The sequence below is a fragment of the Dyella sp. CR10 genome (genome assembly GCF_055814425.1).
The window spans coordinates 2,249,606-2,273,599 of record NZ_CP185986.1 but is presented as its reverse complement, the minus strand read 5'-3'; the positions used below and the strand labels follow the sequence as shown (position 1 = coordinate 2,273,599).

At 63.7% G+C, this 23,994-nt stretch carries 25 protein-coding genes; 14 read left to right on the top strand and 11 right to left on the bottom strand.

Annotation, left to right across the window (positions count from 1 at the left end):
* Window positions 1-3: 3 nt before the first annotated feature.
* Entirely contained in the window at window positions 4-936 is a 933-nt protein-coding gene (locus ACNR9O_RS10060; RefSeq protein ID WP_473680967.1) for a DUF1266 domain-containing protein, read from the bottom strand.
* Window positions 937-1,132: 196 nt separating this feature from the next.
* Here ACNR9O_RS10060 and ACNR9O_RS10055 point away from each other — a divergent pair, with 196 nt between their 5' ends.
* Together ACNR9O_RS10055 and ACNR9O_RS10050 are read left to right on the top strand one after the other, a co-directional pair.
* Entirely contained in the window at window positions 1,133-1,315 is a 183-nt protein-coding gene (locus ACNR9O_RS10055; RefSeq protein WP_473680969.1) for a hypothetical protein, read from the top strand.
* 126 nt (window positions 1,316-1,441) lie between these two features.
* On the top strand, window positions 1,442-2,248 hold the full coding sequence (locus tag ACNR9O_RS10050) for an alpha/beta fold hydrolase (RefSeq protein WP_473680971.1): 807 nt from the start codon (window positions 1,442-1,444) through the stop codon (window positions 2,246-2,248).
* Between the two features lie 74 nt (window positions 2,249-2,322).
* Here ACNR9O_RS10050 and ACNR9O_RS10045 read toward each other — a convergent pair whose 3' ends face one another.
* Entirely contained in the window at window positions 2,323-4,290 is a 1,968-nt protein-coding gene (locus ACNR9O_RS10045; RefSeq protein WP_473680973.1) for a ferritin-like domain-containing protein, read from the bottom strand.
* A gap of 210 nt (window positions 4,291-4,500) precedes the next feature.
* Between ACNR9O_RS10045 and ACNR9O_RS10040 the strand changes: the two genes are divergently transcribed.
* On the top strand, window positions 4,501-5,364 hold the full coding sequence (locus ACNR9O_RS10040) for a ParB N-terminal domain-containing protein (RefSeq protein WP_473680975.1): 864 nt from the start codon (window positions 4,501-4,503) through the stop codon (window positions 5,362-5,364).
* A gap of 22 nt (window positions 5,365-5,386) precedes the next feature.
* Here the strand turns inward: ACNR9O_RS10040 and bla are convergent, their stop codons facing one another.
* On the bottom strand, window positions 5,387-6,292 hold the full coding sequence (gene bla / locus ACNR9O_RS10035; protein ID WP_473680977.1) for a subclass B3 metallo-beta-lactamase: 906 nt from the start codon (window positions 6,290-6,292) through the stop codon (window positions 5,387-5,389).
* Window positions 6,293-6,519: 227 nt separating this feature from the next.
* On the opposite strand from bla, the gene ACNR9O_RS10030 reads away from it, so the two are divergent.
* The gene (locus ACNR9O_RS10030; protein WP_473680979.1) at window positions 6,520-7,005 is read left to right on the top strand and encodes a nuclear transport factor 2 family protein; all 486 of its coding nucleotides are present in this window, start codon (window positions 6,520-6,522) and stop codon (window positions 7,003-7,005) included.
* 46 nt (window positions 7,006-7,051) lie between these two features.
* Entirely contained in the window at window positions 7,052-9,325 is a 2,274-nt protein-coding gene (locus ACNR9O_RS10025; protein WP_473680981.1) for a CocE/NonD family hydrolase, read from the top strand.
* Window positions 9,326-9,359: 34 nt separating this feature from the next.
* On the opposite strand, the gene ACNR9O_RS10020 is transcribed toward ACNR9O_RS10025, so the two are convergent.
* A complete protein-coding gene (locus ACNR9O_RS10020) occupies window positions 9,360-10,826 on the bottom strand; it encodes an FAD-dependent monooxygenase (protein ID WP_473680983.1) in 1,467 nt (488 codons plus the stop codon).
* The gene (locus ACNR9O_RS10015; RefSeq protein ID WP_473680985.1) at window positions 10,823-11,161 is read right to left on the bottom strand and encodes a hypothetical protein; all 339 of its coding nucleotides are present in this window, start codon (window positions 11,159-11,161) and stop codon (window positions 10,823-10,825) included. The genes ACNR9O_RS10020 and ACNR9O_RS10015 overlap by 4 nt, the downstream gene beginning before the upstream one ends.
* Before the next feature lie 90 nt (window positions 11,162-11,251).
* On the opposite strand from ACNR9O_RS10015, the gene ACNR9O_RS10010 reads away from it, so the two are divergent.
* Window positions 11,252-11,989: a hypothetical protein gene (locus ACNR9O_RS10010; protein ID WP_473680987.1), complete on the top strand. Its 738-nt coding sequence runs from the start codon at window positions 11,252-11,254 to the stop codon at window positions 11,987-11,989.
* 74 nt (window positions 11,990-12,063) lie between these two features.
* On the opposite strand, the gene ACNR9O_RS10005 is transcribed toward ACNR9O_RS10010, so the two are convergent.
* Together ACNR9O_RS10005 and ACNR9O_RS10000 are read right to left on the bottom strand one after the other, a co-directional pair.
* Entirely contained in the window at window positions 12,064-12,249 is a 186-nt protein-coding gene (locus ACNR9O_RS10005; protein ID WP_473680989.1) for a hypothetical protein, read from the bottom strand.
* Between the two features lie 40 nt (window positions 12,250-12,289).
* Window positions 12,290-12,946, bottom strand: a complete 657-nt coding sequence (locus tag ACNR9O_RS10000) for an O-methyltransferase (protein ID WP_473680991.1) — start codon at window positions 12,944-12,946, stop codon at window positions 12,290-12,292.
* Between ACNR9O_RS10000 and ACNR9O_RS09995 the strand changes: the two genes are divergently transcribed.
* Window positions 12,945-13,670 carry a TetR/AcrR family transcriptional regulator gene (locus ACNR9O_RS09995; RefSeq protein ID WP_473680993.1) on the top strand — a complete coding sequence of 242 codons (726 nt, stop codon included), beginning with the start codon at window positions 12,945-12,947 and terminating at the stop codon, window positions 13,668-13,670. The genes ACNR9O_RS10000 and ACNR9O_RS09995 overlap by 2 nt on opposite strands.
* Here the strand turns inward: ACNR9O_RS09995 and ACNR9O_RS09990 are convergent.
* Both ACNR9O_RS09990 and ACNR9O_RS09985 read right to left on the bottom strand, forming a co-directional pair.
* A complete protein-coding gene (locus ACNR9O_RS09990) occupies window positions 13,648-14,868 on the bottom strand; it encodes a GGDEF domain-containing protein (RefSeq protein WP_473680995.1) in 1,221 nt (406 codons plus the stop codon). The two genes, ACNR9O_RS09995 and ACNR9O_RS09990, sit on opposite strands and share 23 nt — an antisense overlap.
* Window positions 14,869-15,112: 244 nt before the next feature.
* A complete protein-coding gene (locus ACNR9O_RS09985) occupies window positions 15,113-16,801 on the bottom strand; it encodes an FAD-dependent oxidoreductase (protein ID WP_473680997.1) in 1,689 nt (562 codons plus the stop codon).
* Between the two features lie 283 nt (window positions 16,802-17,084).
* Between ACNR9O_RS09985 and ACNR9O_RS09980 the strand changes: the two genes are divergently transcribed.
* Window positions 17,085-17,561, top strand: a complete 477-nt coding sequence (locus ACNR9O_RS09980) for a pepsin/retropepsin-like aspartic protease family protein (RefSeq protein ID WP_473680999.1) — start codon at window positions 17,085-17,087, stop codon at window positions 17,559-17,561.
* A gap of 1 nt (window position 17,562) precedes the next feature.
* Here ACNR9O_RS09980 and ACNR9O_RS09975 read toward each other — a convergent pair whose 3' ends face one another.
* Entirely contained in the window at window positions 17,563-17,853 is a 291-nt protein-coding gene (locus ACNR9O_RS09975; RefSeq protein ID WP_473681001.1) for a hypothetical protein, read from the bottom strand.
* 143 nt (window positions 17,854-17,996) lie between these two features.
* On the opposite strand from ACNR9O_RS09975, the gene ACNR9O_RS09970 reads away from it, so the two are divergent.
* The 6 genes from ACNR9O_RS09970 (at window position 17,997) to ACNR9O_RS09945 (ending at window position 22,525) form a co-directional block, all read left to right on the top strand.
* On the top strand, window positions 17,997-19,160 hold the full coding sequence (locus tag ACNR9O_RS09970) for an AAA family ATPase (protein ID WP_473681003.1): 1,164 nt from the start codon (window positions 17,997-17,999) through the stop codon (window positions 19,158-19,160).
* A 398-nt stretch (window positions 19,161-19,558) separates the two neighbouring features.
* The gene (locus ACNR9O_RS09965; protein WP_473681005.1) at window positions 19,559-19,924 is read left to right on the top strand and encodes a DUF6966 domain-containing protein; all 366 of its coding nucleotides are present in this window, start codon (window positions 19,559-19,561) and stop codon (window positions 19,922-19,924) included.
* 95 nt (window positions 19,925-20,019) lie between these two features.
* The gene (locus ACNR9O_RS09960) at window positions 20,020-20,307 is read left to right on the top strand and encodes a hypothetical protein (protein ID WP_473681007.1); all 288 of its coding nucleotides are present in this window, start codon (window positions 20,020-20,022) and stop codon (window positions 20,305-20,307) included.
* A gap of 48 nt (window positions 20,308-20,355) precedes the next feature.
* Window positions 20,356-20,622: a hypothetical protein gene (locus ACNR9O_RS09955; RefSeq protein WP_473681009.1), complete on the top strand. Its 267-nt coding sequence runs from the start codon at window positions 20,356-20,358 to the stop codon at window positions 20,620-20,622.
* A 324-nt stretch (window positions 20,623-20,946) separates the two neighbouring features.
* Window positions 20,947-21,459: a hypothetical protein gene (locus tag ACNR9O_RS09950; protein WP_473681011.1), complete on the top strand. Its 513-nt coding sequence runs from the start codon at window positions 20,947-20,949 to the stop codon at window positions 21,457-21,459.
* A gap of 292 nt (window positions 21,460-21,751) precedes the next feature.
* Complete coding sequence (locus ACNR9O_RS09945; RefSeq protein WP_473681013.1) at window positions 21,752-22,525, top strand: hypothetical protein; 774 nt, start codon at window positions 21,752-21,754, stop codon at window positions 22,523-22,525.
* A gap of 195 nt (window positions 22,526-22,720) precedes the next feature.
* Here ACNR9O_RS09945 and ACNR9O_RS09940 read toward each other — a convergent pair whose 3' ends face one another.
* Window positions 22,721-23,881: an IS30 family transposase gene (locus ACNR9O_RS09940; RefSeq protein ID WP_473681015.1), complete on the bottom strand. Its 1,161-nt coding sequence runs from the start codon at window positions 23,879-23,881 to the stop codon at window positions 22,721-22,723.
* Window positions 23,882-23,994: the final 113 nt, after the last annotated feature.

The window sequence follows — 23,994 nt, the reverse complement described above, 5'->3', positions numbered from 1 at the left end:
GCGTCAAGCGCGCTCTGCCGGCACGGCATAGAGCGGCATGCGCCAGTCCATGCGCTTCCACGGGCTGTACGCATCTTCCCGCAACAATCGGATCGTCTTGCGGATCGCGGCCTGGCTCTCGTTATAGGCAGGATTGCCGCCGGTCCAGAAGCCGCGGGCGCGCAGGAACTGATCGGCGCAGTCCTCCCACCCTTCATAGGCTTGCTGCAGCCGCTGCGATACGGGCAACAGCATCGCGGGTGCTTCGGCTTCGTCCAGATAGCCCAGGTGCACGCCGTGGCGGCACAGCCAGATGAAGCGCACCAGATCCCACGCCAGAAAATCCACGTAGCGAATACCGTCGCGGTCTTCGCGCGCGACCTGCATACGCCACAGCAGGTCGCTCTTGTCTTCGCCGTCCCGCAGCTGCTCGGCCTTGGCGCGCTCCTGGTCGAACTGTTCCTGCGGCATCGTCGCGAAGCGCCGAGCCAGCCGCTGCAGCTCTCCGCGATGGCCTTCCTCGGACAGCCAGCGCAACTGCATCATCAGGCTCTGCCGGTCATGGATGTGCCACGACGCGCGCAATCCGTCGCGCGCCACGTCCTTGGCTTCGTCCAGCACCAGCCGATCCCAGGCATCGCCGTTGCGGACGCTGAACACCATGACGTTGGCCAGCGCCCAGAGCAGCGAATCGGGCTGAAAGCGGTCCTTGGGTGCCGACCAGCGCAGCGTCAGCGGCGCCGGCGACGCGGTGCGCTGCGTCAGCGCCCGCCATGCCCCCAGGGCCAGGATGACCAGCACCCGGGCGAGCATGAAGACGAACACCGCCAGAATCGCGATAGCGAGCAGCTTGATGTACCAGGCAGGCTCGCTGGCGACCATCAGCATGGCTAGCGCGGGAGCGGGGCGGGAAGGGCGGGCATCGCGAGGCGAGGGCGTGCCGGTTTGCATATCCATACGCATGAGGCTTCCTGTGAGGGTCAACTGCCCGCGCATTGTCAGTGAAACGAGGAGCCGCTCCAAGCGGACCCGCATCGCGATTCGCCTCGCACGGCATCGCTGACGCCGCCGGGTATGCATGAGTCCCTCATGGTGCGCGTCGGGCGCGAGTTCACGGCCCGCCGCTGGTGCCGTTTTATGTCATGCAGTACCGATGTCGCAGAGAAGCCTCGCGATGGTGAAGCCGCGTTGCCAGGGCTGCCTGGGCGAACTGAAAGTGGAACGGCCTGAAGATCATGGGCCCTGTGTGTGGTGCCTGCGCTGCGGCGCGCGCGACGAACGCGATCCGCAGGTCGTGATCGCGTTGCTGCTGAGCAGCCGCGACGACGAGGAGTGAACAGGCCGGGCCGGCCTGATACGCTGCCGCGGATGGATGCCGGTCGTCTTGGCCTTCGACGAGCTCGACCGTGACGGCCACGGGACCGGACCTTGAACCAGCTGATACCCATGGCGGCCGCCTGACATGACTTTTCGCGACGACGAACTGAGCCATTACGCCGCCTTCGGTGCGCCGGCGCTCCCGCCGCCTCAGCGCGAGCTGCGCGTGGAGCACGCGGGCGCCTGGATCTGGTGCGGCATCTACGGCGACGGCGAGCCGGTCCTGCTGCTGCATGGCGCGTTCAACCATGGCGGCGACTGGGCCCACCAGATCATGGCGCTGGTCGAAGCCGGCTATTGCGCCATCGCCGTCGACAATCGCGGCCGCGGACGCAGCACGCTGGGCGGCGAAGCCTTGGGCTACGGCCTGCTGGCCGAGGAAGTGCTCGCGGTGATGGATGCCATCGGCCTGCCGCACGCCGCTATCGTCGGCTGGAGCGACGGCGCCATCATCGCGCTCACCATGGCGATGAAACATCCGCAGCGCGTCAGCCGTGTATTCGCGTTCGGTACGGTGATGCACTTGAGTGGCCTCAAGCCGCTCGATCCGGACGATCCGTTGCTGCCGCGCGTATTCGAGCGCGTGAAGCTGGACCACGCAAAGTACTCGCCCGAGGCCGATCGCTTCGACGCCATCGCCCAGGCCGTGGACCGGATGACGCAGACCCAGCCCACCTATAGCGACACGGAACTGGCCGCGATCCGCACGCCCGTCGCCATCGTTTCAGGCGAGCGCGACGAGTTCATCGCGCGAGAGCACACCGAACACCTGGCTCGAGTCATCCCCGGCGCAACGCTGGTGCTTCTGCCGGGCGTAAGCCACTTTGCGCTGCTGCAGCGGCCCGATGCTTTCAACCGCGCGATGCTGGCCTTTCTGAAAAACAAAGCCTAGCGCCAGCGAGGAGCCTGCGGCCGGAACGGCAGGCCGTCCGCCGCATCGTGCGTGTGGAGCGACGGCGCACGCGCTTAGTCCGCCACGAACCCGATCTTCGCGTGCGTCCCATCGCAGAAGGGCTTGTTCTTGCTCCCGCCGCATCGGCACAGATAGGCACTGCTCACCCGCGCCACCATCCGCCCGGTGCCGCTGACGATTTCCAGTTGGCCGCGCACCTGCAGCGGGCCGTTGGGTTGCGGATCGACGCGCAGCGGCCCGTTGCGCACGGCGGGCATGTCGGTGGCGTTGCCGGTCGGCGGTTCGCCGCTGGCGGCGAAGCCGATGTCGTGGTGCGATCCGTCGCAGAACGGCTTGTTCTTCGAGGTGCCGCAGCGGCATAGCGTGGCGCGGAAGCCGGCGGGTACGCCGTTCAAGTACAGCTCGCCGCGGAAAGCGTAAGGGCCGGCCTCGCGTGTCGCGGCCAGGTTGACCGGCGGTGCGCTCTCGTCGGGGCGGCCGTCGCGTCGCTGGTACTGGATGGCGCCGGACGGGCAGGCATGGGCGATGTCGACCAGGCGTTCGGTATCCATGCTGTCCGGGTGGATCCACGGGCCTTGCACGTTGGCCAGGAACACGCTGGGCGCACCGGTGACGCAGAAGCGCGCGTGGATGCAACGCTTGGCTTCAAAGCGAAGCGTGAGCTTTACACCTTCCACGCGCTCGATGCCGTCTTCGACCGTGGTCGGCGGGGCCGGCATCGCGGGCGGCGCGGTCACGGCGGGTGCCGCCGCGCTTGCCGCGGGCCGCGCCAGGTCGAAGCCCTGCGTTGCCGCCTGCGTCAGCCGCGCCAGCACGGCGGCCGCTCGTGCAGTGCGTTCGTCGCCGCGTTCGCTCAGGCGCGTGGCGGCCTCGGTCAGTTGTCCAAGGCGTTCGACGAAGTGCCGGTGCGCACCAGGTCCCGGCGGCAGCGCGGCCGAATCGCGCAATGCGATGAACGACACGCCGGCATGGCAACCCGGATTGGATGGCCCGGCCGGCAGGCGTGCCGCGCGCTCGGCGAGCGGTCCCAGCGCGCGCATCAGGCCCACGGCCAGATCCAGCGCCAGCGCCTTGTCCGGATCCGGCGCCGGCACCGCATAGGCATAGGCGAGCAGGCGCAGCATCAGGCCGTAGGCGCTGTTGGCCACGTCGATCGTGGCGATCGCATCGGCGTCCTCGATCCACACGCGACCTTCCGGACGCGGTGGCCGGCGCATCACCGGGTTGGTGGCGGCGGGGAAGGCGGGCACGAAGGCCGGATCGGCGGCCAGCAGCGCCTGGTACTCCGCGCGGATCGCCGCGAACTTCTGGTAGTGCGAATCGGCGACGTTCTCCTGCGCGCCTTCGCCCTGCGTAATGATCGCGTCGAACGCGGCCAGCGCGGTCTTCAGGCAGATCACGCGCTTGGCACCGGGCAGGTTGGTTTCCGCTGCGGTGACCTGGAGAGCGGGTTCGCCACACAGCGCGCCAGTTTCGCCGTACGCCTCCACCATGTAGCGCAGGCCGTCGCCGAGCCACTGGTAGAACGCGCCGACGGTGTCGTAGTCCTTGCCCATCGGCGTGAGGCGCGGGCCATCGGCGCCGCGCACGAAGCTGCGCTCCGGCGCGAAGCCTTCGCCGTCCGGCTCGGCCGAGCCCGCGGGGCGCTCCAGGAAGATGAAGTGCTGCAGCGTCGCCATGTTGAACGGCGCCAGTTTCACCACCACGCCGGCCGGCAGAATGCCGGGGTCCAGCGGGAAATTGAAACGCCCGATGCGCGGCGAGCCGCCCAGCGCCACGGTGATGTTCCACACCGCCACCAGGTGCCCCATCTCCTCCGTCGCCACTTCCAGGATGGTGCGCCGCCAGCGCGACACCGCGTCCAGCTGCGCGGCCGTCAGGCCTTCCTCCAGCGAGGTCTTCAGCGAGAAGGCCGCGTAGAGGTAGGTGCACATCAGGCAATGCTCGAGCTCCGCCGCCTCGTACAGCGCATGCAGCGCCTGTTCGCGGGTCGGTGCGGGAAGGTTCGGGTGGCTGGCCATGGCTGGCTCCCCAAGTGGGCCGTGATCGAAGAGGCGGACGGTACAGCGCCGGCCACGATAGCGCCGTGATGCCGCCGCCGGAAAGCCGCCGTGCGTCATGTTCACCCGATCGGGTAGCGCGACGGACGCAAAAACATCCGGGTTAGTCAAGGCAGCGCGAAGGCCGCCCGATCTTTACAATGCGCGCCTTTTGCACGCTCGGAGCCCACGATGACGGAGATTGTCGTCAACGAAGAACTGAAGGCCTACATCGACCCGATGACGCCTGACGAATACGAGGCCCTGGAGCGCAGCATCCTGGCCGAAGGCTGCCGCGATGCGCTGGTGTTGTGGGGCGACGTGCTGGTCGATGGCCATCATCGCTACAGCGTGTGCCAGAAGCATGGCCTGCCGTTCCAGACCACCCAGAACCCCCGCTTCCAGTCGATGGAAGACGTGCACCTGTGGATGATCGAGCAGCATCTGGGGCGCCGCAGCGTGTCGCCGTTCCAGCGTGGCGTGCTGGCCTTGCGCAAGCGCGAGATCCTCGCCGCGCGGCGCACCCGCTCGAAGGCGGTGGAAGACGAAGTCCGCGCGGAGCCGCCGGTGGCACAGGCGGAAGCGGACGCCATGCCGGTCGAAACGGTCGCCGCTGAAGCCGCCGCTTTCGTGCCGGCTCCCGAACCCTTGCCCAGCCGCGAGGAACTGGCCCGCGAGGCGCGCCTCAGCCATAGCCAGGTCGGCCTGATCGAGAAGATCCACAAGCAGGCCACCGAGGAAGTGGTGGCCGCCGTGAAGTCCGGCGTGCTTTCCATCAACGCGGCCGCGGCCGTGGCGAGCCTGCCTGCCGAAGAGCAGCGCGCCGCGGCGGAAGCCGGCGAGGACGAACTCAAGCAGGCGGCCCGGCGCGTGCGCGAAGCGAAGCGCAAGCCACGTGACGAGGCCAAGGGCAAGAAGGCTGCCGAAGAAGTCGAGGTCAAGGACGCGCTGGCGCCGGATGAGCGCGAAGAACTCGCCGCCCTGCGCCTGCGCGTGGCGGAGTTGATGGCGGAGAACGAGGCACTGCGGGCGAGGGTGGCGGAACTGGAGGGCTAAATCTCTTTGGAGAGAGGCGCCGTTACTGCGCCTTCTCTTTGCTCACGCGCACGTCGAGCACCTTCGCATACTTGTCGGCATAGGCCCGGCAAGCCTGCGCATCCACGAACGGATTGGCCGCGCCGTCCGCGCGCGGCACGGCGAGCTTCTGGTCGAAGCCCGAATGATCCGGATGCGCCGAGATCAGGATGTCGCAAGGCAGCGCCGCGAAGCGGCGGATGCCTTCGCGATAGGCCGGCGTGATGTCGCCATGCCGGCTGCTGGTGAAGCGGAAACCATCGGCCGCCACCGGGTTGAGGCTGGCGGCGAACACCATCGACAGGCATCGGCCCGCCTCGCAGGACGACCACGACCAGCTCGTGCTGCCCGGGGTGTGGCCGGGCGTGAAGTGCGCCGTCACGGTGGTGCCGCCCAGGTGCAGCGTTTCGCCGTCGCCGATGGCGCGCAGCCTGGCTACCGGCGGAAAGGCTTCGATCTCGCCGGCCTGCGGATCGTCCTTGCTGACATGCCCGGCGCGCAGTGCGGCAACGCCCAGCGGGCTGGTGACCACGGTCGCGCCACTATCGCGGGCCAGCGCGGCCAGTCCGCCGGAATGATCGAAATGCGCCTCGGTGTTGAGGATGTACTTGATGTCCTCGACGCGGAAGCCGAGCTCGCGGATATGGGCCTCGGTCATCGCGACCGACTGCGGCAGTGCGCCGTCGATCAGAATCAAGCCAGCATCGGTCTTGATCAGCACCTCGCTCAGCCCCGCGAACCCCACGTAATACGTATCGCCGTAGATGCGTACCGGCGCCTGCGGACGCAGCCATTTCTCCGCATACGGCGAGGTGATGGGGCGCGTGAGCGGATCGTCCGCGGCGGACGCGATGGCGGCAATGGCGATGCCGCACAGCACGGCAAGCGAGCGGATGGCCTTGCGCTTCATGTCACTCCCCCTGGACGAAAGCGGCAACGCTAGCGGAGCCGGCACAGCGATGAAAAGTGCCGAAGCTCCTCTTCGCGTGGATCGGCACCGACCAGTCTGCGGCCAGGGACCGCACGCCAGTCACAGCCATGACGGGCGCTGCGCCGGCAGGGACAACCGGGTAGTCTTCGCCGACGAACGGGCGGCAGTCGTCAAAGCGCAGGCGGCGGCTCGACGAGGGGACTCCCATGAAACGTTTTCGCTTTTCGTGCATATGGCTGTCGTTGCTGGTCCTTTCCGTCGCACATGCCGACACGCCTGTTGCCGTACCCGAGGGCGATGCCCTGGTGCGCACCGTGACGGATCTGGACGCGAAGGTGTTCGATGCCTACAACCATTGCGACCTGAAAACTTTCGGCGACTACTTCAGCGCCAACGTGGAGTTCTTCCACGACAAAGCCGGCCTGATGGACTCGCGCGACGCCGTCGTGGACGCCACGCGGAAATACATCTGCCATAAAGTGCGGCGCGAGCTGGTGGGAAAGATCGAGGTGTATCCCATCAAAGACTACGGCGCGATCGAAACGGGCACGCATCGCTTCTGCCAGATCGACACGAACACCTGCCAGGGTGAAGCAAAGTTCCTGCACATCTGGCGCTATCAGGATGGCAAGTGGCAGATGACGCGGGTGGTGAGCTACGACCATCACAGCATCGAGGGCGACGGCAAATAACTCTTTGATGTCACGGATCGCTTATCCCTCTCCAGAGAACTGCTGCATGCTGCGCAAGCTCGGCTTCGTCGTCCTCCTACTCGCGTCTCCCGTCGTCATCGCCGATGGCTATGCCTTCCGGCTTCCTGCATCGGTCTCCGATCCCGCCACCGGGCCGGCCCTGAAAGCCCTGGCCCAGCGCATGCTGGGCGATCGCCAGGCAGTGGACCCGGGCAAGCCGGGATTGCGGCTGTTCCGCCTGCAGTGGATGGCGGGCCGCCATGCCGAGGCCGAACAGACGCTGCTGGCGGTGCAGAAGGACAGTCGCGGCGCGGGCGACACCTCCGGGGAGGGGATGGTGGTGTTCTATCGCGTCTATGTGCGTGCCGTGCAGCTCGCGGATGCGCGGCATATTTCCTTCGAGCAGGCCTTTCCAGATGCCTTTCGCGAGGTGTTCAAGTCGCTGGATGATCTCGGTGCGGCTTTGGGTGCGGGTCCGTTCGGCAACACCAACGATCCCTACGGCGCCTCGGTCGATGGTGCCAGGAAGGATGTGATGCAGGCGTTCGAGCACGCTCGCGGCAAGACCGATATCGAGATGGCGGATGCGCTGGAACTGCTCCGCGCCTATCTCGATGCCGAGACGCTCGAGCGCATGCAGGCACCCAGCGCCAGCTTGATCGACGAGGACGACCATCGGCGCTACGAGATGGCCGACGTTATGGTCGATACGCCGGACGGTGCGCACATCAACGCGATCGTCGTGCGTCCGCGCTCGACGGAACGGCTGCCCACGCTGATGGGGTTCACCGTCTACGCCAATCCCATCTGGAGCATGCTCGAAGCACGCCTGACGGCAGCCCACCATTACGCGGCTGTCGTGGGTTATACCCGCGGCATGGGCAACAGCCCGGATCAGGCGGTCCCCTACGAACACGATGGCGCCGATGCGGATGCACTGATCGACTGGATCAGTCGCCAGCCGTGGAGCGATGGCCGGGTAGGCATGTACGGCGGCAGCTACAACGGTTTTACCCAATGGGCCGCCGCCAAGCGTCGTCCGGCGGCGCTCAAGGCGCTGATGACCTCGGTCACCGCGGCGCCGGGCATCGACGTGCCGATGGAAGGCAACGTCTTCCTCAACTTCGTCTATGCCTGGGTGCCTTACATCACGCGCGACAAGCGCCTGGACCAGGCGTACTACGACGATCAGGCCCACTGGAACCGGCTCAATCGCGAGTGGTACGTCAGCGGCAAGCCCTATCGCGAACTGGATCGCATCGACGGCACGCCCAACCCGGTGTTCCGGCGCTGGCTCGACCATCCGTCCTACGACGCATATTGGCAGGCGATGATTCCGTACCGGCAGGATTTCGCTGCGATCGATATACCGGTGCTGACCACCACCGGCTATTACGACGGCGCGCAGATCGGCGCGCTCTATTACTTCACCGAGCATCACCGCTACAACCCGAAGGCCGAGCATTACCTGCTTATCGGTCCTTACAACCACATCGGCGCCCAGCGCAGCGCATGGAACACGCTCAACGGCTACGCGATCGATCCAGTCGCGCGCATCAATATCAGCAAGGTGTTGCGTTACCAATGGTTCGACTACGTCTTCCGCGGCGGCCCGAAGCCGGCATTGCTGGCCGATACCGTCAATTACCAGGTGATGGGCGCGAACGTGTGGAAGCATGCGCCGTCGCTCGCCGCGATGACCGGAGGCCAGCAGCGCTTCTACCTCGATGCGGTGCGTTCGGGTGACGATTACCGGCTCGGCGAGCAGCCACCGACGTCACCGGCCAGCGTCACGCTGAAGGTGGATTTCGCCGACCGCCGCGACGTCGATGCGCCGGTGCCGGATCAGATCGTCGACAAGGCGATCGACCGCCGCAACGCGCTGGTCTTCGCCAGCGAGCCGCTGCAGCAGGCGACGGAAATCAGCGGTCTGTTCTCGGGGCGACTCGACTTCACCATCAACAAGAAAGATGCGGATATCGCCATCGCGCTGTACGAGCAGATGCCGGATGGTCGCTACTTCCAGCTGTCCTGGTATCTGGCGCGCGCCAGCTACATCAAGGACCGCAGCCATCGCCAGCTGTTGGTGCCTGGCAAGCCGCAGCGGATCGATTTCCAGAATCACCGCCTCACCAGTCGCCTGTTGCAGGCTGGCAGCCGGCTGGTGGCGGTGATCGGTGTCGTCAAGCAGCCGGATCGGCAGATCAACTACGGCAGCGGCAAGGACGTCAGTGACGAGACCATCCGTGACGCGGGCGAGCCGATGACGATCCGCTGGCTCAACAGCAGTTATCTCGACATGCCGGTACGGCGCCAATAGCGCGCGCCAGGATGCTGGCGCGCGCCTCGAAGGCCTAGCTTTGGCGTGGCGGCCCGAACCATGTGCGCAGCGCGTCCGCCAGTCCTGCCGTGTCCGGCTTGTCCGTGCTCACCCAGGCTACGTATCCGTCGGGGCGGATCAGCACGGCGGCCGGTGTATCGACGATTCCCAGGGCCGGTAACTCCCACACGCCAGTGCAGGTGGCGTCGACCAGGCGAACCCGGTCGGCCCAGGGTGCGATATCCAGCACGCCGGGCGCGCCGAGGTTGAGCAGCAATGGCCTGGCCTCATGCAGCAGCGTGAAGACGCGTTGCGGACCGTGGCCGGCGGTCAGCTCCAGATCGGGCATGCGACGTCCGAGCAGCGGGTGGCCCTCGCCGAAGTCGTAGCGGATGCCCAACCCTGACATCTCAGCCGCCATCTGCTTGCGTGGTTCGTCCATGCCGAGAAACTCGGCCAGATAATCGCCCACCGCCTTGCTGCGTTCGTCCACGCGGCGCAGCGCGCTGCTCGCCAGGGTATTGCGCAGCACGCGCGCGGCGATCGCGTGACGTTCGGCGTGATAGGTGTCCAGCAGGCTGTCCGGCGAGCTGCCGTGCAGGACCTGCGCCAGCTTCCAGCCCAGGTTCACCGCATCCTGCACGCCGAGGTTGAGGCCTTGCCCGCCCATCGGCGGGTGCATGTGCGCCGCATCGCCGGCAAGCAGAACCCGTCCCTGGCGATAGCTCGCGGCCTGGCGCGCCGCATCGTTGAAGCGCGAGACCCAAGTGACATCGTGGATGCCGAAGTCAGTGTCGTAGATGGCCCTCAGCGCAGCGCTCACTTCGTCTGCGCTCGCCTCGCTGGACGTGTTCAACGACGCTTCCGTCAGCACGATGCGCGCGCGGCCATCTTCGGTCTTGCCGATCGCGTGAGCGCCCGTGGCATCGTGCCGGAAGCCCCAGGCCGGCTCCTCCGCGGTAGCCGCTTCGGCGATCAGCCAGCTCGTGGCCGCATCCCATCCGGTGAACGCGATGCCTGCCGCCTTGCGCACCGCGCTGCGCGCGCCGTCGCAGCCGATCAGATAGGACGAACGCAGCGAGCTGCCGTCGGACAGCTCAACATCGACGTTATCGCCATCCTGTTCGAAGCCGATCACTTGGCGTTCGCGATAGATCGGTACGGCTAGCTCCTCGACCCAGCCGGCAAGGATGCGCTCGATGTGTCGCTGCCACAGCGCCAGCGCGTAGGGATGGCGGGTAGGGAAGTCGCCGATGTTCACTGCGACATGGAAGTACACGTTGGGGTGCGTCTGGCCTTGCGAGACGAAACGCTCGGCGATGCCGCGCTGATCGAGCACTTCGAGCGTGCGCGCGTGCAGGCCGCTGGCGCGGGAACCTGGCACATCCTGGTTGGCGCGGCGCTCGACGATGGCGACGTCGATGCCCGCCAGCGCCAGTTCGCCGGCGAGCATCAATCCCGTCGGTCCGGCGCCGGCGATCACGACCGCATGGTCGTTCATGGGCGTGCTCCGGCGATGATCAGCAGCACGGCGGCCAGCGCGGGCCATCCCGCATCGCGCGCGCAAGGCAGCATGGCCACGATTACGATCCAAGGGATCGCGCCGCACGCTTCGCCTATCGGCAGCATGACATGCATGTTTTCACTCCCGCTGACGCCGGTGTCCCGGCAACGGCGGGCGATGCTGCGCCAGACCCCGTGCCTTACGGCAAGCCCCCCGGTGCGATATACTCTGGAGGCGGCGGGGAACCAGTGTTCCCCGCCGTTTTTTTGCCCGCCGTGATGACGTTCTTCACATCGAAGCGCGGCGCCGCATTCATGCAGCGGCAAGCTCATGCTCTAGGCCGATCGGCGCCGCCACACTATGCTGTGCCGCGCATCGTCGATCGACCAGGGGGACAGATCTGGTGACCGAAGGGTGATCCCATGAGAACGTCCGCTAGTGTGGGTGGAGGGCTGCTGACGCTGCTCGCCTTGCTGTTCGCAGGCTCGGTCGGGGCCGCGGCGTATTTCGCGGAGACCGTGTCGCCCAAAGATCTGGCGACCTGGATCTTCCCTTTCGCAGGCACCCTGCTCGGCGCCATCCTCGCCTTCAAGTACCAGGGCATCGCCGAAGCGGTGAAGCGCGACGAGCTGCGCGTCGGCGCCGTCAATCGCGCCATCCTGGTGCTCGCCTCGCAGTCCCGCTACCTGTCGACGGTGCAGGCCGAACTGGTCAACGACAAGGAAGCCTGGCAGCGCATCGCCAATCTCCACGCCTTTCCCAGTCCGCCCAGCAGCCATGCGCGCCAGCGGCCCGAGGAACTGGCGTTTCTGGTGGAGCGCGGCGGCGCCGGCCTGGTCATGGAGCTGGACGCTGCGCAGCGACGCTACGACGACTGCCTCCTGCATCTGAATATCCGCAACGACCTGCTGTTCGAGATCGTCCATCCCATCGCCGCCCGCGCAGGGATCATGGGCAAGCCCATCAGCATGGAGCAGTTCCGCCAGGCACTGGGCGAGATGCATTTCGCGCGTTGGGAAACCGCCGTCACCAATGTCTACGACAGCGTGCCGGCCCATCTGGAGGCGATGCCGAAGCTGGCGGCCAAGCTGCGCGATGCGGGAAAAAAGCTTTATCCGCGCCGGAAGTTCATCGACAAGATCGATGTTCCAGTGACCTAGACGGAGCGGACCGATGCCCCCGGCGAGTGCGCATCGCACGATCCCGCCGCCGCAGTTTTGCCGACGATTCGGGCCTATCCGCGCAACGCTCGCTCGAGGAACGCGATCACCACGTCACCCTGGCCGTCCGTTCCGAGTGCATACGCCGTCTTTCCATAAGGCTCGATGGGCGTATGGAAGAACCATTCCCATATCGCCTCGCGATCGGGCTCGATGCGCTCGGCCAGCGCGAGGATACGCAGCAGGAGCGCGTTGCTCATGATCGTCCTCCTATCGATGGCGCATGGAACGGCTTCGCCTTCAGCCAAGCCGCATGGATAGTTCGACGTCTTCGGCGAATGGCACGGATAGATAGCCGCTTGCCGGTGTGCGTACGCGCTCCAGGTACTCCGGGCTGTAGTCGGCGTTGTCCGCGACGATCAGAGCCCCTGGCCGCAGGCGGCTTTCTACCAGGCCGAGTACTTCCGGGTAGAGCGCTTTCGCGCCGTCGAGCAGCAGCAGGTCGATCGTCTCGGGAAGATCCACGCGCAGCGTCTGCAATGCATCGCCTTCGCGGATATCCACCAGGTCGAGCACGCCGCCGGCTTTCAGGTGCTCGCGCGCCTGCGCCACTTTGGACGGCTCGAACTCGGTGGTGATCAGCCGCCCGCCGCCGTTGTCGCGCAACGCCGCGGCCAGGTGCAGAGTGGAGATGCCGAACGAGGTGCCGAATTCGACGATCGTCCTGGCGCGGCAGCTTCGCGCCAGCATGTAGAGCAGCTTGGCGGTATCGCGCGAGACCGGCAGCCAAAGATTTTTCAGGCGACCGTAGAAGTCGCGGTATTCGGTCTTGCTGTGCATCAACCGGTCCAGCTCCGCGCGCGGAAAGTCGGACCAGGCAGGGCCGGTGGCTGCCTGGGCCTGTTCGAACAGGCGGTCCAGCAGGGGAGCGAGCGGGGCAGTGGTGAGGGTGGTCATGCGATTTCTCCGGGACATGTGCGTCGGTTGCGGTGCCGGATTAGAATGCGATGGATTCGTCGCGTTTCCTATTCGCATTGCCGGCACCGCCATGACCGAACCTAGAAACCCCGGGATTTCCTCGCGAAAACAGCCCAAACAGGCACGCTCGACCGAACTGGTCGCGGCCATTCTCGAGGCGGCTGCTCAGGTTTTGGCGAAAGAGGGAGCGCACCGTTTCACCACCGCGCGCGTGGCGGAGAAGGCGGGCGTCAGCATCGGCTCGCTTTATCAGTACTTCCCCAACAAGGCGGCGATCCTGTTCCGCCTGCAGAGCGACGAATGGCAACAGACCACCGGCGTGCTGCATGACATCCTGCGCGATACCGGCAAGCCGCCGCTCGATCGGTTGCGCGCTCTGGTGCATACCTTCATCCGCTCCGAGTGCGAGGAAGCCGCGATGCGCGTGGCACTGAGCGACGCCGCGCCACTTTATCGCGACGCACCGGAAGCCAAGGAAGTGAAGGCGGAAGGCGAACGTGCCATGCAAGCCTTCATGAAGGAGGTGCTGCCCAAAGCGTCGAAGGCACGGCGGGACACGGCCGCCGGCCTGGTCAAGGCCACGCTCAGCGCGGTAGGCAAGGAATTTTCGGAGCGTCCGCGCACGGAGGCCGAGATCGAGGCGTTCGCGGGGGCGATGGGGGATATGTTCTGCGCGTATCTCAGGGAGCAGGGGGCGGGCTAGTCGAAGGGGCCGTTATGTACGGGGACGGCCCACCTTCCACGACGCGATTGCGCCCGCCACGCTTGGCCGCATAAAGCGCGCGATCCGCGGTGACCACCATGTCCCGCCAGCTGGCTTGTCCCGGCGTCGCCATGCAGTAGCCGATGCTGACCGTGCAATGGACGGTATCGCCGGAGGGAAGGGCGATGGCCTGCGCCGCGACCGCCGCTCGCAGACGTTCTGCAATCTCGCCGACGATCGATGCATCGCCTTGCTTCACCAGCACCATGAATTCCTCGCCGCCCACGCGCGCCAGCAGGTCTTCGCTGCGCACGTGACGTGCCAGTGTGCCAGCCACGGCGACGAGCACCTGGTCGCCGCCGGCATGCCCCCAGCGATCGTTGATCGCCTTGAAATGATCCGTATCGATCATCAGCACGCCCATGAGGGTGTCGCGTCCTTCGGCATCCTCCACGCGCCGCTCGCCTTGCTCCCACATCACGCGCCGGTTGGCGATGCCGGTGAGCGGATCTTCGTGCGCCTGGCGGATCAGTTCCTCGTCGAGCTGCCGCGTCAGCATCCACAGGAAGCTCGGCGTGACCACCCAGGTAAGGATCAGCCGCGACAGCAGGCCAAAGGTGGAGGTCGGCTCCTGGCCGATGTCGGCGGCAGGGTGCAGCAGCCACCAGGCCACTCGGTTGAGCAGCATGAAGGCCCACAGGAAATGGAAGAGGGCCGCGAGCCGTGCCGCCATGCGGCGCGAATCGGCGACACCGCGCCACAACGCCACGCCGGTCGCCACCGTGACCAGCCCGCGCAGCGAGCCGCCCAGCATGACCATGACCCGGTAGTTCTCGCCGTGCGCCGGCACGCTGGCGATCTCCACGAGGGCGAGCGCCGCCGCGGGGAGCAACACCCACAGCCGGCGGCGCGGAAGCTTCAGGTAGGCGTGCACGGCGAGGAAGCCGAGCACCGTGCCGGCATCGATCAGCAAGTTGCCGACCAGACCGAGGTAAGCAAAGTAGATATGGAAGGCCGGCAGAATCAGCACCCCGAAGCCCACCGCGAAGGCGGCATAGCTCAACCCCCACAGCAGCACGCCGCGAATGCGCCGCGCTTTCCGCCGGGTCAGGTCGAGCGCCAGGAAAATCGCCGACGACAAACCCGCCAACAAGGCGTTGACGATCAGCAGCGTGCCGGCATGGGCCAGCTTCCCCATCCACTCCACGATTGCCCCCCCTCTTATGGGCCTCGACACCAAAGGTACCGCTTTCTATCGGCCATTAATCGGCTGATGATTCACGCGGCCGGTCGTTTGTAATTTTAGGGTCGGGCGTGAAAGCGCGGGGACGATAGGGCCTGTCCTATCGGGGGAGGGGGCTGGCCCCGCGCCGGGCAGCAGCCGAGCGGGGCTCTGGGTTTTTTCTCCATCGTGTCCTTTGAGATAGCACGACGTCTGCGAGCTACCTATTGGATAGCACTGCACCGTCTGCGAGGAGGACAGCCGATAACTTTCCATAGTCGACGTTCTGGACGCTGCTTCCTGTGTCGATGGCGAGCGCCGCCGCAGCGCCCGCCGCTTGGCCGGTAATCATAAATGTCGGCTCGACACGCATTGATGAGTACGCAACATGCGATGCTGAAAGCGCCACTGGAACGAGTAGATTGCGGATCTCATTGGATTTCGGCGTGATGGACCTATAAGAGATCGGATATGGGCGGGGTAGCGGTTGCCAGATCTCACCTTCAATGCCGACTTGCCCATCAATGGCGACGCGGTGGACCGTATGCTGATCTATGGGAAAAGCACCCAGGCCGATGGAGTCAAAGATAACGGTTTCCGTATAAAGATCTGATTGCTTCATTACGTAGTCACCGATCATTCGGCGACTTTCCCTCACATAAAGAAGCCAGGGAAACCCACCATTATCCTGGTACTCATCTTTGCATAAGCCCCATGACGCTACTTCAGTTCGTACATTATCGGGGATTCGTCGGTCCGTCGCGAGAAATGTAAGGACCGCCGTCGTATAGCGCTTATGCTCTGCCTCAATGATGCGGCGCCCTTCCGAATCGGCCTCGGCATACCCTGAACCCCCTCCGACTTTGTCAGTAGACAGTAAGCCAAAACTGTTTACATCGAATTTGTTGTTGGGGATTCGAACGTTGGCAATGTAATCGGAGGTCTTGATAAGTTCCGGATGCGCCTGGGCGGTGCGACCCAGTAACTCGAATTCCCAGGGATCGTAATTGTCCGGTTTGACGATCGGTAGTTGATTCATCTTGTCCGCCGTAAGGCAGAGTCGATAGCCGTATGCCTGCACGGCAGAGTCTGCGGTGCCATGGGCACCAAGCTTATTATGAGAGACATGGGGAAGCAGGCCGCTTTCCTGATCGCCCGGCACGACATAAGGATCTACGCCCGTCCCTTCCTTGATGGTGATGGAACCGACACCGGCGAGCGATTCGCCGTATTGGGACTGTGCTTCTCGCCCGAGTGTGTAGCCGACCCCTGCCTTTGCAAGCAGGTCACCCTCGTAGCTGGCATCGATGAAAATTTTCGCGGCGTATTTACGCCCATCTCGCATCTTCACGTATTTGATTTGATGATTGGCGGTCACCGCGCTTGCCAGCTCAGCACCGTATTCCACGGAAACGGATGGAGTGCCGCTCAACATGTCCAGCAAGATATTTTCGGCGATATGGGGCTCGCCGAAAATTCCCCCCATGGTCCAGGTGGTCCCATAACGAGTATTCACTGCGTCCACAAAGCGACGGGCAAAACCACCCATCGCCCACAGGCGATCTTGAGGATAGGCATCCGTCGCGCTGATTCCGCTTGTGGTCATGCCGCCGATGTGGGTCGTGGGCGTGAGGATGAGGATCCGTTTGCCTAGTTTCGCGGCTTCTAGTGCTGCAGATATGCCCCCTGGCGTCGCGCCATAGATAAGTACGTCGACGGCATCCGCACTTTCCTGCGAGGCTGCTTCGGGCGTGGCATTATGGGGAATGTCCGTGGATCCGGCGTCTACGCGGCTGCAAGCTGCGAGAATAGGTATGACGCTGAAGACCAGCCATTTGCGGCGAGCGATAATAAGTGTCCCGAGCATGTTTTTCGTGTTGATTGAAGTTAGGTCCGCGGATGAAGTCATCCGAGAGGATGGCCATCCTGTCTATGGATGTTTACGCGTGGATTACTGAGCCATGCGCTTCACTGACGAAATAGACGGTGAATTTTGAAATGCTTGCGCGTGCCTGACGAAATGCATCCACGTGATCTCGGCAGTGGGGCGAGGCAGGCATGGATAAAAGAGACTATTTTGCTGTTGGCGCTTGACCGGATGGAGCTGAAGTCGCTGTCATGCTTGTGTGACGCCATCCCAATGGTTATCTATGGACAGCGCAGTGCGCGCTATCCTCAGAGGGATGCGGCGGTTGACCCTGCACGCGGTCGTGGCCGGCCATCCGGGCGTGTTCGTCTTCGACAGCGGCGGCGGGGTCAGCAACATCACGCCCGAGCTCGCCGCGCAGATCGGCTGCAAGCCCTGGGGCCAGGTCTCCGGCTTCCAGATGAGCGGCAACCGCCTGGACATGCAGCGCTGCGACAAGATCGGCTCGCACCGCGTCCATAGGGAAACGCTGGGCGTGTTCGACTTGAACAAGCTGCTGCCCACCGGATCGAGCGAGCGGATCGATGGCACGCTCGGGCTGGATCTCTTCGACGGCAAGGTCGTCAGTTTCTCGTACGCCAGCCGCACGCTCACGGTGCTGGACAAAGCGGGCGTCGAAGCGCTGTCGAAGCGCGCCAAGCCCGTGCCTATCCACCTCGTGCGCGACGCTGAAGGACTCGCGCTGACCATCAATCTGCCCGTGCGGATCACTGCGGGCGCGGATGATGAGCGCAAGCCCTAGATCACATCTTGCGCAGTATCGCCTCGCCAAAAAGATCGATCGTCTTGTGGCTCAGGTCCGTGTTGTTGAGCACGACCAGCGTGGATCGCCCGTCCAGCGCATGGCTGGCAACTCCGTCGCGCAATGGATGGATGACGCCGTTGAAGCCATTCGCCTTGACGAAGGCATCGGCTACACCCGCCGGGCCGACATCCGCATCGGCGGCCATGGCTCGTAACGCCGGTGCCAGCCCTATGCCGGCCGTGGCCAGCAGGGTTCCTTGCAGGAACCGCCTCCGCGTCGAGTGATTCATTGCCACCGTCGTTCCTTATGAAGGCGATAGTGGGGATGGGGGCCGGGACCTCGGTAAAGGTTTAAAGCGTAGCGGTGCTTGTCTCAGGCATTGAGGCGGCCAGGGCGGAACCTGTGCCGACACGTTCTGGCGCGGATCCGCCCATGCTCAAGACCCTGGCCATCGCCAACTATCGTTCCCTGCGCGCGCTCACCATTCCGCTTGATCAGCTCAACCTGATCACCGGTGCCAATGGCAGCGGCAAATCCAGCCTCTATCGTGCCCTGCGCCTGCTCGCGGAGACCGCGCACGGCGGCGTGGTCAGCGCCTTGGCGCGCGAGGGCGGTCTGCCCTCCACCCTGTGGGCGGGGCCGGAGAAATTCTCGCGGCGCATGCTCTCCGGCGAAGTGCCGGTGCAGGGCGGGCCACGGCAGGAGCCGGTGACGCTCAAGCTGGGCTTCGCCGGTGACGATTTCGGCTACGCCATCGACCTCGGCTTGCCGCCACCGCCCGCGCTCTCCGGGGCTTTTCAATTCGATCCGGAGATCAAGCGCGAGGCGATCTGGGCGGGCCCTTTCCTGCGTTCCTCGAATGTGTTGATCGACCGTCGCGGCGCCATGGCGCGCGCCAAGGAAGGGCGCAGCTGGCGCGTCGTGGCCGAGCACCTGAACCTGTTCGAGAGCCTGTTCACCCAACTGGCCGATCCCGAGCGCACGCCGGAGGCGATGGTGCTACGCGAGTCGATCCGCAGCTGGCGCTTCTATGACCACTTCCGTTCCGACCGCGATGCCCCCGCACGCCTCGCGCAACTCGGCACGCGTACGCCGGTGCTCAGCCACGACGGCAGCGACCTCGCCGCCGCCTGGCAGACCATCGTCGAAATCGGCGATGCGCGGGCCTTGCACGCCGCAGTGGAGGATGCCTTTCCCGGCGCTTCCGTCCACGTCGAAGCGAAAGACGGCCGCTTCCATTTGCTTTTCACCCAGCACGGCCTGCTGCGCCCCCTCGCCGCCGCCGAGCTCTCCGACGGCACCTTGCGCTACCTGCTCTGGATCGCCGCGCTACATACGCCACGCCCGCCGCCGCTGATGGTGCTGAACGAACCGGAGACCAGCCTGCACCCGGATCTGTTGCCCGCACTGGCGAGGCTGATCGTGCAGGCCTCGAAGCGCAGCCAGGTCTGGGTGGTATCCCACGCGGGGCGGTTGATCGCGGCGCTGGAGGAGGCCGGGTGCAACGTGGTGGCGCTGGAAAAGGTATTGAGCCAGACGCGGGTGGTGGGATTGCGGGAGTTGGAAGAGCCGGCTTGGTACTGGCCAGAGAGGTAGGCGCCGCAGGCTTGAATCCCCTGAAACCTGCCGTGATTTCCGGTTTCGAACCGACGCAGACGTCGTCGATATGCACTGGAATGCCGCCGGATTTGGAGTAATCATTTCGACCCAAAGGAGGGGGTATGGATCGCGGAGCACCGGGAACGACCAGTTTCAGTCCTGTGGCCTTTCTAGGCTTCCTCGCTGTTTGCATCGTGCTTGGGTGGGGTATCCAGACGAAGTCAGAACTCCTGCGAGTCGGCTTGATTCTCCTGCAAGCGACTTGGTTGGTCGCAGGTTCGATCACTGTAGTGTTCCGGTGGATGAGTCATCGCCGCCCGCGGAAGTAGGAAGAGGGAGATCCGCTTCAGATTCGAAGCGGGCAGATTTTCCAGGGATTCCAGGAACGCAGGTCGATGGCTACTAACGACGAAGGAATTGATCGAGCATCCCAGCTTGAGGAGCTTATTGTTGCGCTGGGGCGGCTCATTACTAACTTGGATCTGGACCCTGACTGTCAGTGGAAGGGCCACTTCGTTCAATGTCTCAGCAGGGCTCAATTCTTACTCGATGCTGGGTTTGACCAGGAGGCGCTGAACGGGTTATCTGCCTCGGTTCGGAGCGTGTTCGGGGGAATGGGAAGTTTCAACGATTACGTGCCCGCCCGATTCAATAGCCTGACCGGTCAATACGCAGCCATCGAGGGCATGGAAGGCTTCAACCGTGCGGCAGGATCGGTGTATGACGCTGCGCTGAAGCTCGTCGTTGTTAGCAGGTATTGAGATGATCGAGTTAGCTAGGTACTGATGATCATGGAATGTCCGCTTCCGACTGAAGTCGCAGACCCAGGGCAGACACATGGCAGGCGCGGAACGTAGTGGAGCAGATCGAGATGGAAAGGGTACATGTCGTCCAGCACAAACACACTCTTCAAGACGAATTCGAAGACTGGAAGATGATTGGCGTTTTTCGCACTTTGGATGGCGCAAGGGCGGCAGTTGATCGCCTGTCGGCACAGCCAGGGTTCGCCAGGCATCCGAATATCATCGATCCAGAAGCTCCGGGCGAGGAAGACGGCTTCTATATCTCGGGGCACCCATTGGATCAGGTCGAATGGACGGAGGGGTTCGTGACGATGAATGGTGATCACGAGTGCGAAGAATGACCAAGTCCGCTTCCGACCTGGAGCGGACATTACCGAAGGGGTTTAAACGTGGAACTTTCGGATCGAATTCGAAAATTGGTCGAGGCTGGAGACTATGTCGATGCTCTTCGACTCGGCACCCCTGCCTCAGGTGGCCGTATCCATGACCCAGAGGTTCTGAAGTCCATGTTTGGTCTCACTGCTGAATTGAGATCAGTTTGCATGGATTTGGCAAGCAAGAAGCAGGACAGTGGCCCGGAGTACTTTGCCCTCGAAGACCTTCTCCATAAGGCAAACGATCTGACCGGCGAGGATATGTACGGTCGGATCAGGTGAATCAATCAAGGTGACATGGATCCTGAGCGGCAAAGGCACAATGTCCGCTCCCGACCCGTAGCGGACCTAATAGGGGGGAGGATGGACTGCTGTTCGGTCGAATTCGTGCCAATCGACACCGCGACGCTGACCCGCACAAGGGCGCTGTTCGAACAAATTCGAACCGCGAAGCAGGAAGGGGCTACGCTGGACGACGAAGTGTTTTCCTCTCAGTTGACCGATGAAGAAAGGTCGTTCTTTTGGAGCCCATCGGAAGATGAGCGGGCCGAGTGGGCGGCAATGTGGTTCGGCGCACCGCCGGCTGGACTATAGGGAGCTTGGTCAATGAGGTGTCTGGCGTTTCTATTATTGGCGTTCATTTCCTTTGGCATTGCGAGCGAGCCTTCCAGCTTCTATTCAGAAGATCTCAAACCTGCGGCCAGTGAATACGCGCGTGCCGCAGGACTTGCACCGTTAACGTCGGCGACCGATTTTGAGCTCCGCGTTTGGACACGCGATTACATGTCCGGCGCGGTCACTGGCTTCGTTGTGTCTAACGGCACGCTGCGCTCATTCGAAAGCATGTCGACTTATGACCAGGGAAAGCTACTCGTTAAACCGGCCAATTTAGGAACCGAAAAGTCGGGGTCCGATGAGGTTTGCCTGAAAAAGCTCATTGAGTTCCTGAGGGCTTACAACGGCAAAGCCGTGTCGTGCGGTGTCATGGATGGCGAATCAGTCCTGTTGGATGCGGTTGTGCAAGGTCAGGTCGTTACGGTCAAAGTCGACAACCCAAGATTCTGTTCCGACAAGGCGTCTAAGGCTGTGGCAAACCTTCTCGGTGCGCTTCGGCAATGAAATAGGGCCAAAGTCGGCCTGCATGTGGCAACCCAGGCGTCGCTCATGCGCCGACTGCCCGCTGGGTCTCGAAGGTTCCTGGGATTGGCGATCCCAGTTCCAAACGAGACTGAACTGCCCGCTTTCGCCCCTTTGCCGATTGCTAGCCTTCGTTGCTCTCGACCAGACCGAACGTTGCGGTCAATCGCATGTGGCCGGGCGGGTGCATACTCGGCATCTCCGCGCCACACTGCGCGGGAATGGAAATCCAATCAGCCGGCTGGCTCCGGCGAACTGACCAAAAGGACATGCCTTGTTTTCCAGGAATCCCCGACTCATCCACGAACGCCGCAAGGTAAATGGTCGCCATCGACGGGCACGCGCGCTCTTGGTGTTCGCCGGCCTGTTTGTTACGGCGTGGGCAGCCTCCGCGCGCGACAGCACGCTGATCGAGCCCGGCACACCCATCGCGCCGGTGCTCATCGTGGCCAACTACTCATTTGGCGTGTGCTCCCAAAGCCTGAGCGGTAACGTGCTATCTCGGCTGGTTTCTCGTCCTGGCCCGGAGCCCGTCGCGTTGACGCAGAACCCGCAGTTCGTCATGTGCAGACTGCTTCCCAAGGCCATTGCTTTCAACCTGGAGCAGCGTGGCGTGAATGTCGCGCTGCGTGAATTTTTGCTGCCGGAAAGGATTGCCGCAGCTGACTATTCCCCAAAGGAGACGGAGTTCCAGCAGCGCGAACTCAGTGCGCCGGAGAATGCGAACCGATACGCGCTTGTCTACACAGGCGTCTCCTTCGAAAACAATCTCCACATCCTGGGTTTCCTGTCAGTCCTGGGTCCAATGGATGCCGCCACTGGTAAGCGCCCCGACCTTGGCCGCTTCCTCCTCAACGAAAACGTAATGTTGGTCGGCATGAATGGTCAGCCGGCAGTCTCAGTCGTGCCCGGCATAACCTATCACCTGCAGTCGCCATTGGCGGCAGGGGCCATCATCGCCAACTCGCTCGAGGCGCGCTGCACCAAGACGGGAATCCTGAACTTCGACAGGTGCCCTGACCGCCTGCACCTGCAGGCGCCGAACTGATTCGTGAAATGCGGTTGTGGCAACCAGGTTTGAGAAGTTCGCTTTCCATCCGAAGCGGACATCGCGTTGGCGTGGTGAAGCACAGATTCGCACTGATGAGGGGGGGCTTAGGCGTGGCTCGCGATAATCAGAATCCAAGGGTGCGTCGGGTCTGATATCTGCTGAAAAACAAGCTGTCCGCTTCCGACTGCGGATTCAGCCGGTCGTTGCAACAGTTTGATGAAATCGTTCGGCCGGCGTTTCGTAGTTTAAGGTTTTCCTTGGCCGCCCATTCAAGCGCCTTGCCACGGCATCGAGCTGCGCTTGCGAGAACCCGGATAGATCCATTCCCTTGGGGAAATACTGGCTCAGAAGGCCATTGGTGTTCTCGTTCGAGCCACGCTGCCAAGGGTTGTACGGATCACAGAAGTAGACCTTGATGTCCGTCGCCAGCGTAAAGCGCTGATGTTGGGCCAGCTCCGACCCGCGATCCCAAGTCAGCGATCGATACAGCTCGCGCGGAAGCTTCCCTGCGTGCTTGATTAACGCGCTGACCACCGTCTCACTGTCCCTACCGTCCAGCTTGATCAGCACGACATAGCGAGACCACCGTTCGACCAGCGTGGCGATCTGGCTATTTCTGCCGCCCAACAACAGGTCGCCCTCCCAATGACCGGGCACGGCGCGATCCTCGATATCGGCAGGACGTTCACGGATCGAGATGGCGCCGGTGATTTGCGCATGACCTTCGGTCTTTTGCGTGTGATGCCGCGAACGGCGCATGGCTCGCGTACGCCGAAGGTGCGCCAAGAGCTCTTTTTTCAGGGCTCCGCGCGCCTGGATGAAGAGGCTGCGATAGATCGTTTCATGCGACACCTGAAGTGCCTCATTCCCCGGGTACGTCCGTTTGAGCCAGCCGGCAATCTGGTCTGGCGCCCATTGATGCTGGAGCTTAGCGGCTACCAGGCGCGCCAGGGTCCGGTGCTGGACTAATTTGCAGGGCTTGGGCCGACGGGCCCGATCCCATGCGCATTGATCAGCACAGCTGGCCCGATAGCGCTCCTGTCCACCATTGCGCCGGATCTCCCGGCTGATCGTCGATGGCGCCCGGCTCAGCCGAACCGCCACGGAGCGAATCGATTGCCCCGCCATGAGCGCCCTTGAGATCTCCTCACGCTCGGCCAGTGACAGCGTCCGATCCGATCGATGGCGCACAGCGGGCCGGATACCGCCGGTCTCGGCCAGGATCCGGCGGACCGAGGAATGATGCCGATCAAAGAGCCTGGCAATCTGGTGAAGGGACTCGCCACGTTGCCAACGGTCCCACATCAGCCCAATCTGGCTATCGGTGTAATGAGTCGGAGGTCGTTGGGACATCTTGCAACACTCCTGCTGCTCGCGCAGTCTTCAGTGTGTTGCAACGACCCGCTGAATCCGCAACCCGAAGCAGACACTGAATGAACCCGCAGGGGAGAGTGACGTGAGCCCAT

What these genes read in the sequence shown, in the direction of transcription:
- ACNR9O_RS10055 (WP_473680969.1), top strand. Translation starts at nt 1,133, where the DNA reads ATGTCGCAGAGAAGCCTCGCGATGGTGAAGCCGCGTTGCCAGGGCTGC.
- ACNR9O_RS10030 (WP_473680979.1), top strand. Translation starts at nt 6,520, where the DNA reads ATGAAACGTTTTCGCTTTTCGTGCATATGGCTGTCGTTGCTGGTCCTT.
- ACNR9O_RS09995 (WP_473680993.1), top strand. Translation starts at nt 12,945, where the DNA reads ATGCGATTTCTCCGGGACATGTGCGTCGGTTGCGGTGCCGGATTAGAA.
- ACNR9O_RS09975 (WP_473681001.1), bottom strand. Translation starts at nt 17,853, where the DNA reads ATGAATCACTCGACGCGGAGGCGGTTCCTGCAAGGAACCCTGCTGGCC.
- ACNR9O_RS09970 (WP_473681003.1), top strand. Translation starts at nt 17,997, where the DNA reads ATGCTCAAGACCCTGGCCATCGCCAACTATCGTTCCCTGCGCGCGCTC.
- ACNR9O_RS09990 (WP_473680995.1), bottom strand. Translation starts at nt 14,868, where the DNA reads ATGGGGAAGCTGGCCCATGCCGGCACGCTGCTGATCGTCAACGCCTTG.
- ACNR9O_RS10040 (WP_473680975.1), top strand. Translation starts at nt 4,501, where the DNA reads ATGACGGAGATTGTCGTCAACGAAGAACTGAAGGCCTACATCGACCCG.
- ACNR9O_RS09940 (WP_473681015.1), bottom strand. Translation starts at nt 23,881, where the DNA reads ATGTCCCAACGACCTCCGACTCATTACACCGATAGCCAGATTGGGCTG.
- ACNR9O_RS10005 (WP_473680989.1), bottom strand. Translation starts at nt 12,249, where the DNA reads ATGAGCAACGCGCTCCTGCTGCGTATCCTCGCGCTGGCCGAGCGCATC.
- bla (WP_473680977.1), bottom strand. Translation starts at nt 6,292, where the DNA reads ATGAAGCGCAAGGCCATCCGCTCGCTTGCCGTGCTGTGCGGCATCGCC.
- ACNR9O_RS10045 (WP_473680973.1), bottom strand. Translation starts at nt 4,290, where the DNA reads ATGGCCAGCCACCCGAACCTTCCCGCACCGACCCGCGAACAGGCGCTG.
- ACNR9O_RS10060 (WP_473680967.1), bottom strand. Translation starts at nt 936, where the DNA reads ATGGATATGCAAACCGGCACGCCCTCGCCTCGCGATGCCCGCCCTTCC.
- ACNR9O_RS10000 (WP_473680991.1), bottom strand. Translation starts at nt 12,946, where the DNA reads ATGACCACCCTCACCACTGCCCCGCTCGCTCCCCTGCTGGACCGCCTG.
- ACNR9O_RS10015 (WP_473680985.1), bottom strand. Translation starts at nt 11,161, where the DNA reads ATGAGCTTGCCGCTGCATGAATGCGGCGCCGCGCTTCGATGTGAAGAA.
- ACNR9O_RS10020 (WP_473680983.1), bottom strand. Translation starts at nt 10,826, where the DNA reads ATGAACGACCATGCGGTCGTGATCGCCGGCGCCGGACCGACGGGATTG.
- ACNR9O_RS10050 (WP_473680971.1), top strand. Translation starts at nt 1,442, where the DNA reads ATGACTTTTCGCGACGACGAACTGAGCCATTACGCCGCCTTCGGTGCG.
- ACNR9O_RS09965 (WP_473681005.1), top strand. Translation starts at nt 19,559, where the DNA reads ATGGCTACTAACGACGAAGGAATTGATCGAGCATCCCAGCTTGAGGAG.
- ACNR9O_RS10025 (WP_473680981.1), top strand. Translation starts at nt 7,052, where the DNA reads ATGCTGCGCAAGCTCGGCTTCGTCGTCCTCCTACTCGCGTCTCCCGTC.
- ACNR9O_RS09985 (WP_473680997.1), bottom strand. Translation starts at nt 16,801, where the DNA reads ATGACTTCATCCGCGGACCTAACTTCAATCAACACGAAAAACATGCTC.
- ACNR9O_RS09950 (WP_473681011.1), top strand. Translation starts at nt 20,947, where the DNA reads ATGAGGTGTCTGGCGTTTCTATTATTGGCGTTCATTTCCTTTGGCATT.
- ACNR9O_RS10010 (WP_473680987.1), top strand. Translation starts at nt 11,252, where the DNA reads ATGAGAACGTCCGCTAGTGTGGGTGGAGGGCTGCTGACGCTGCTCGCC.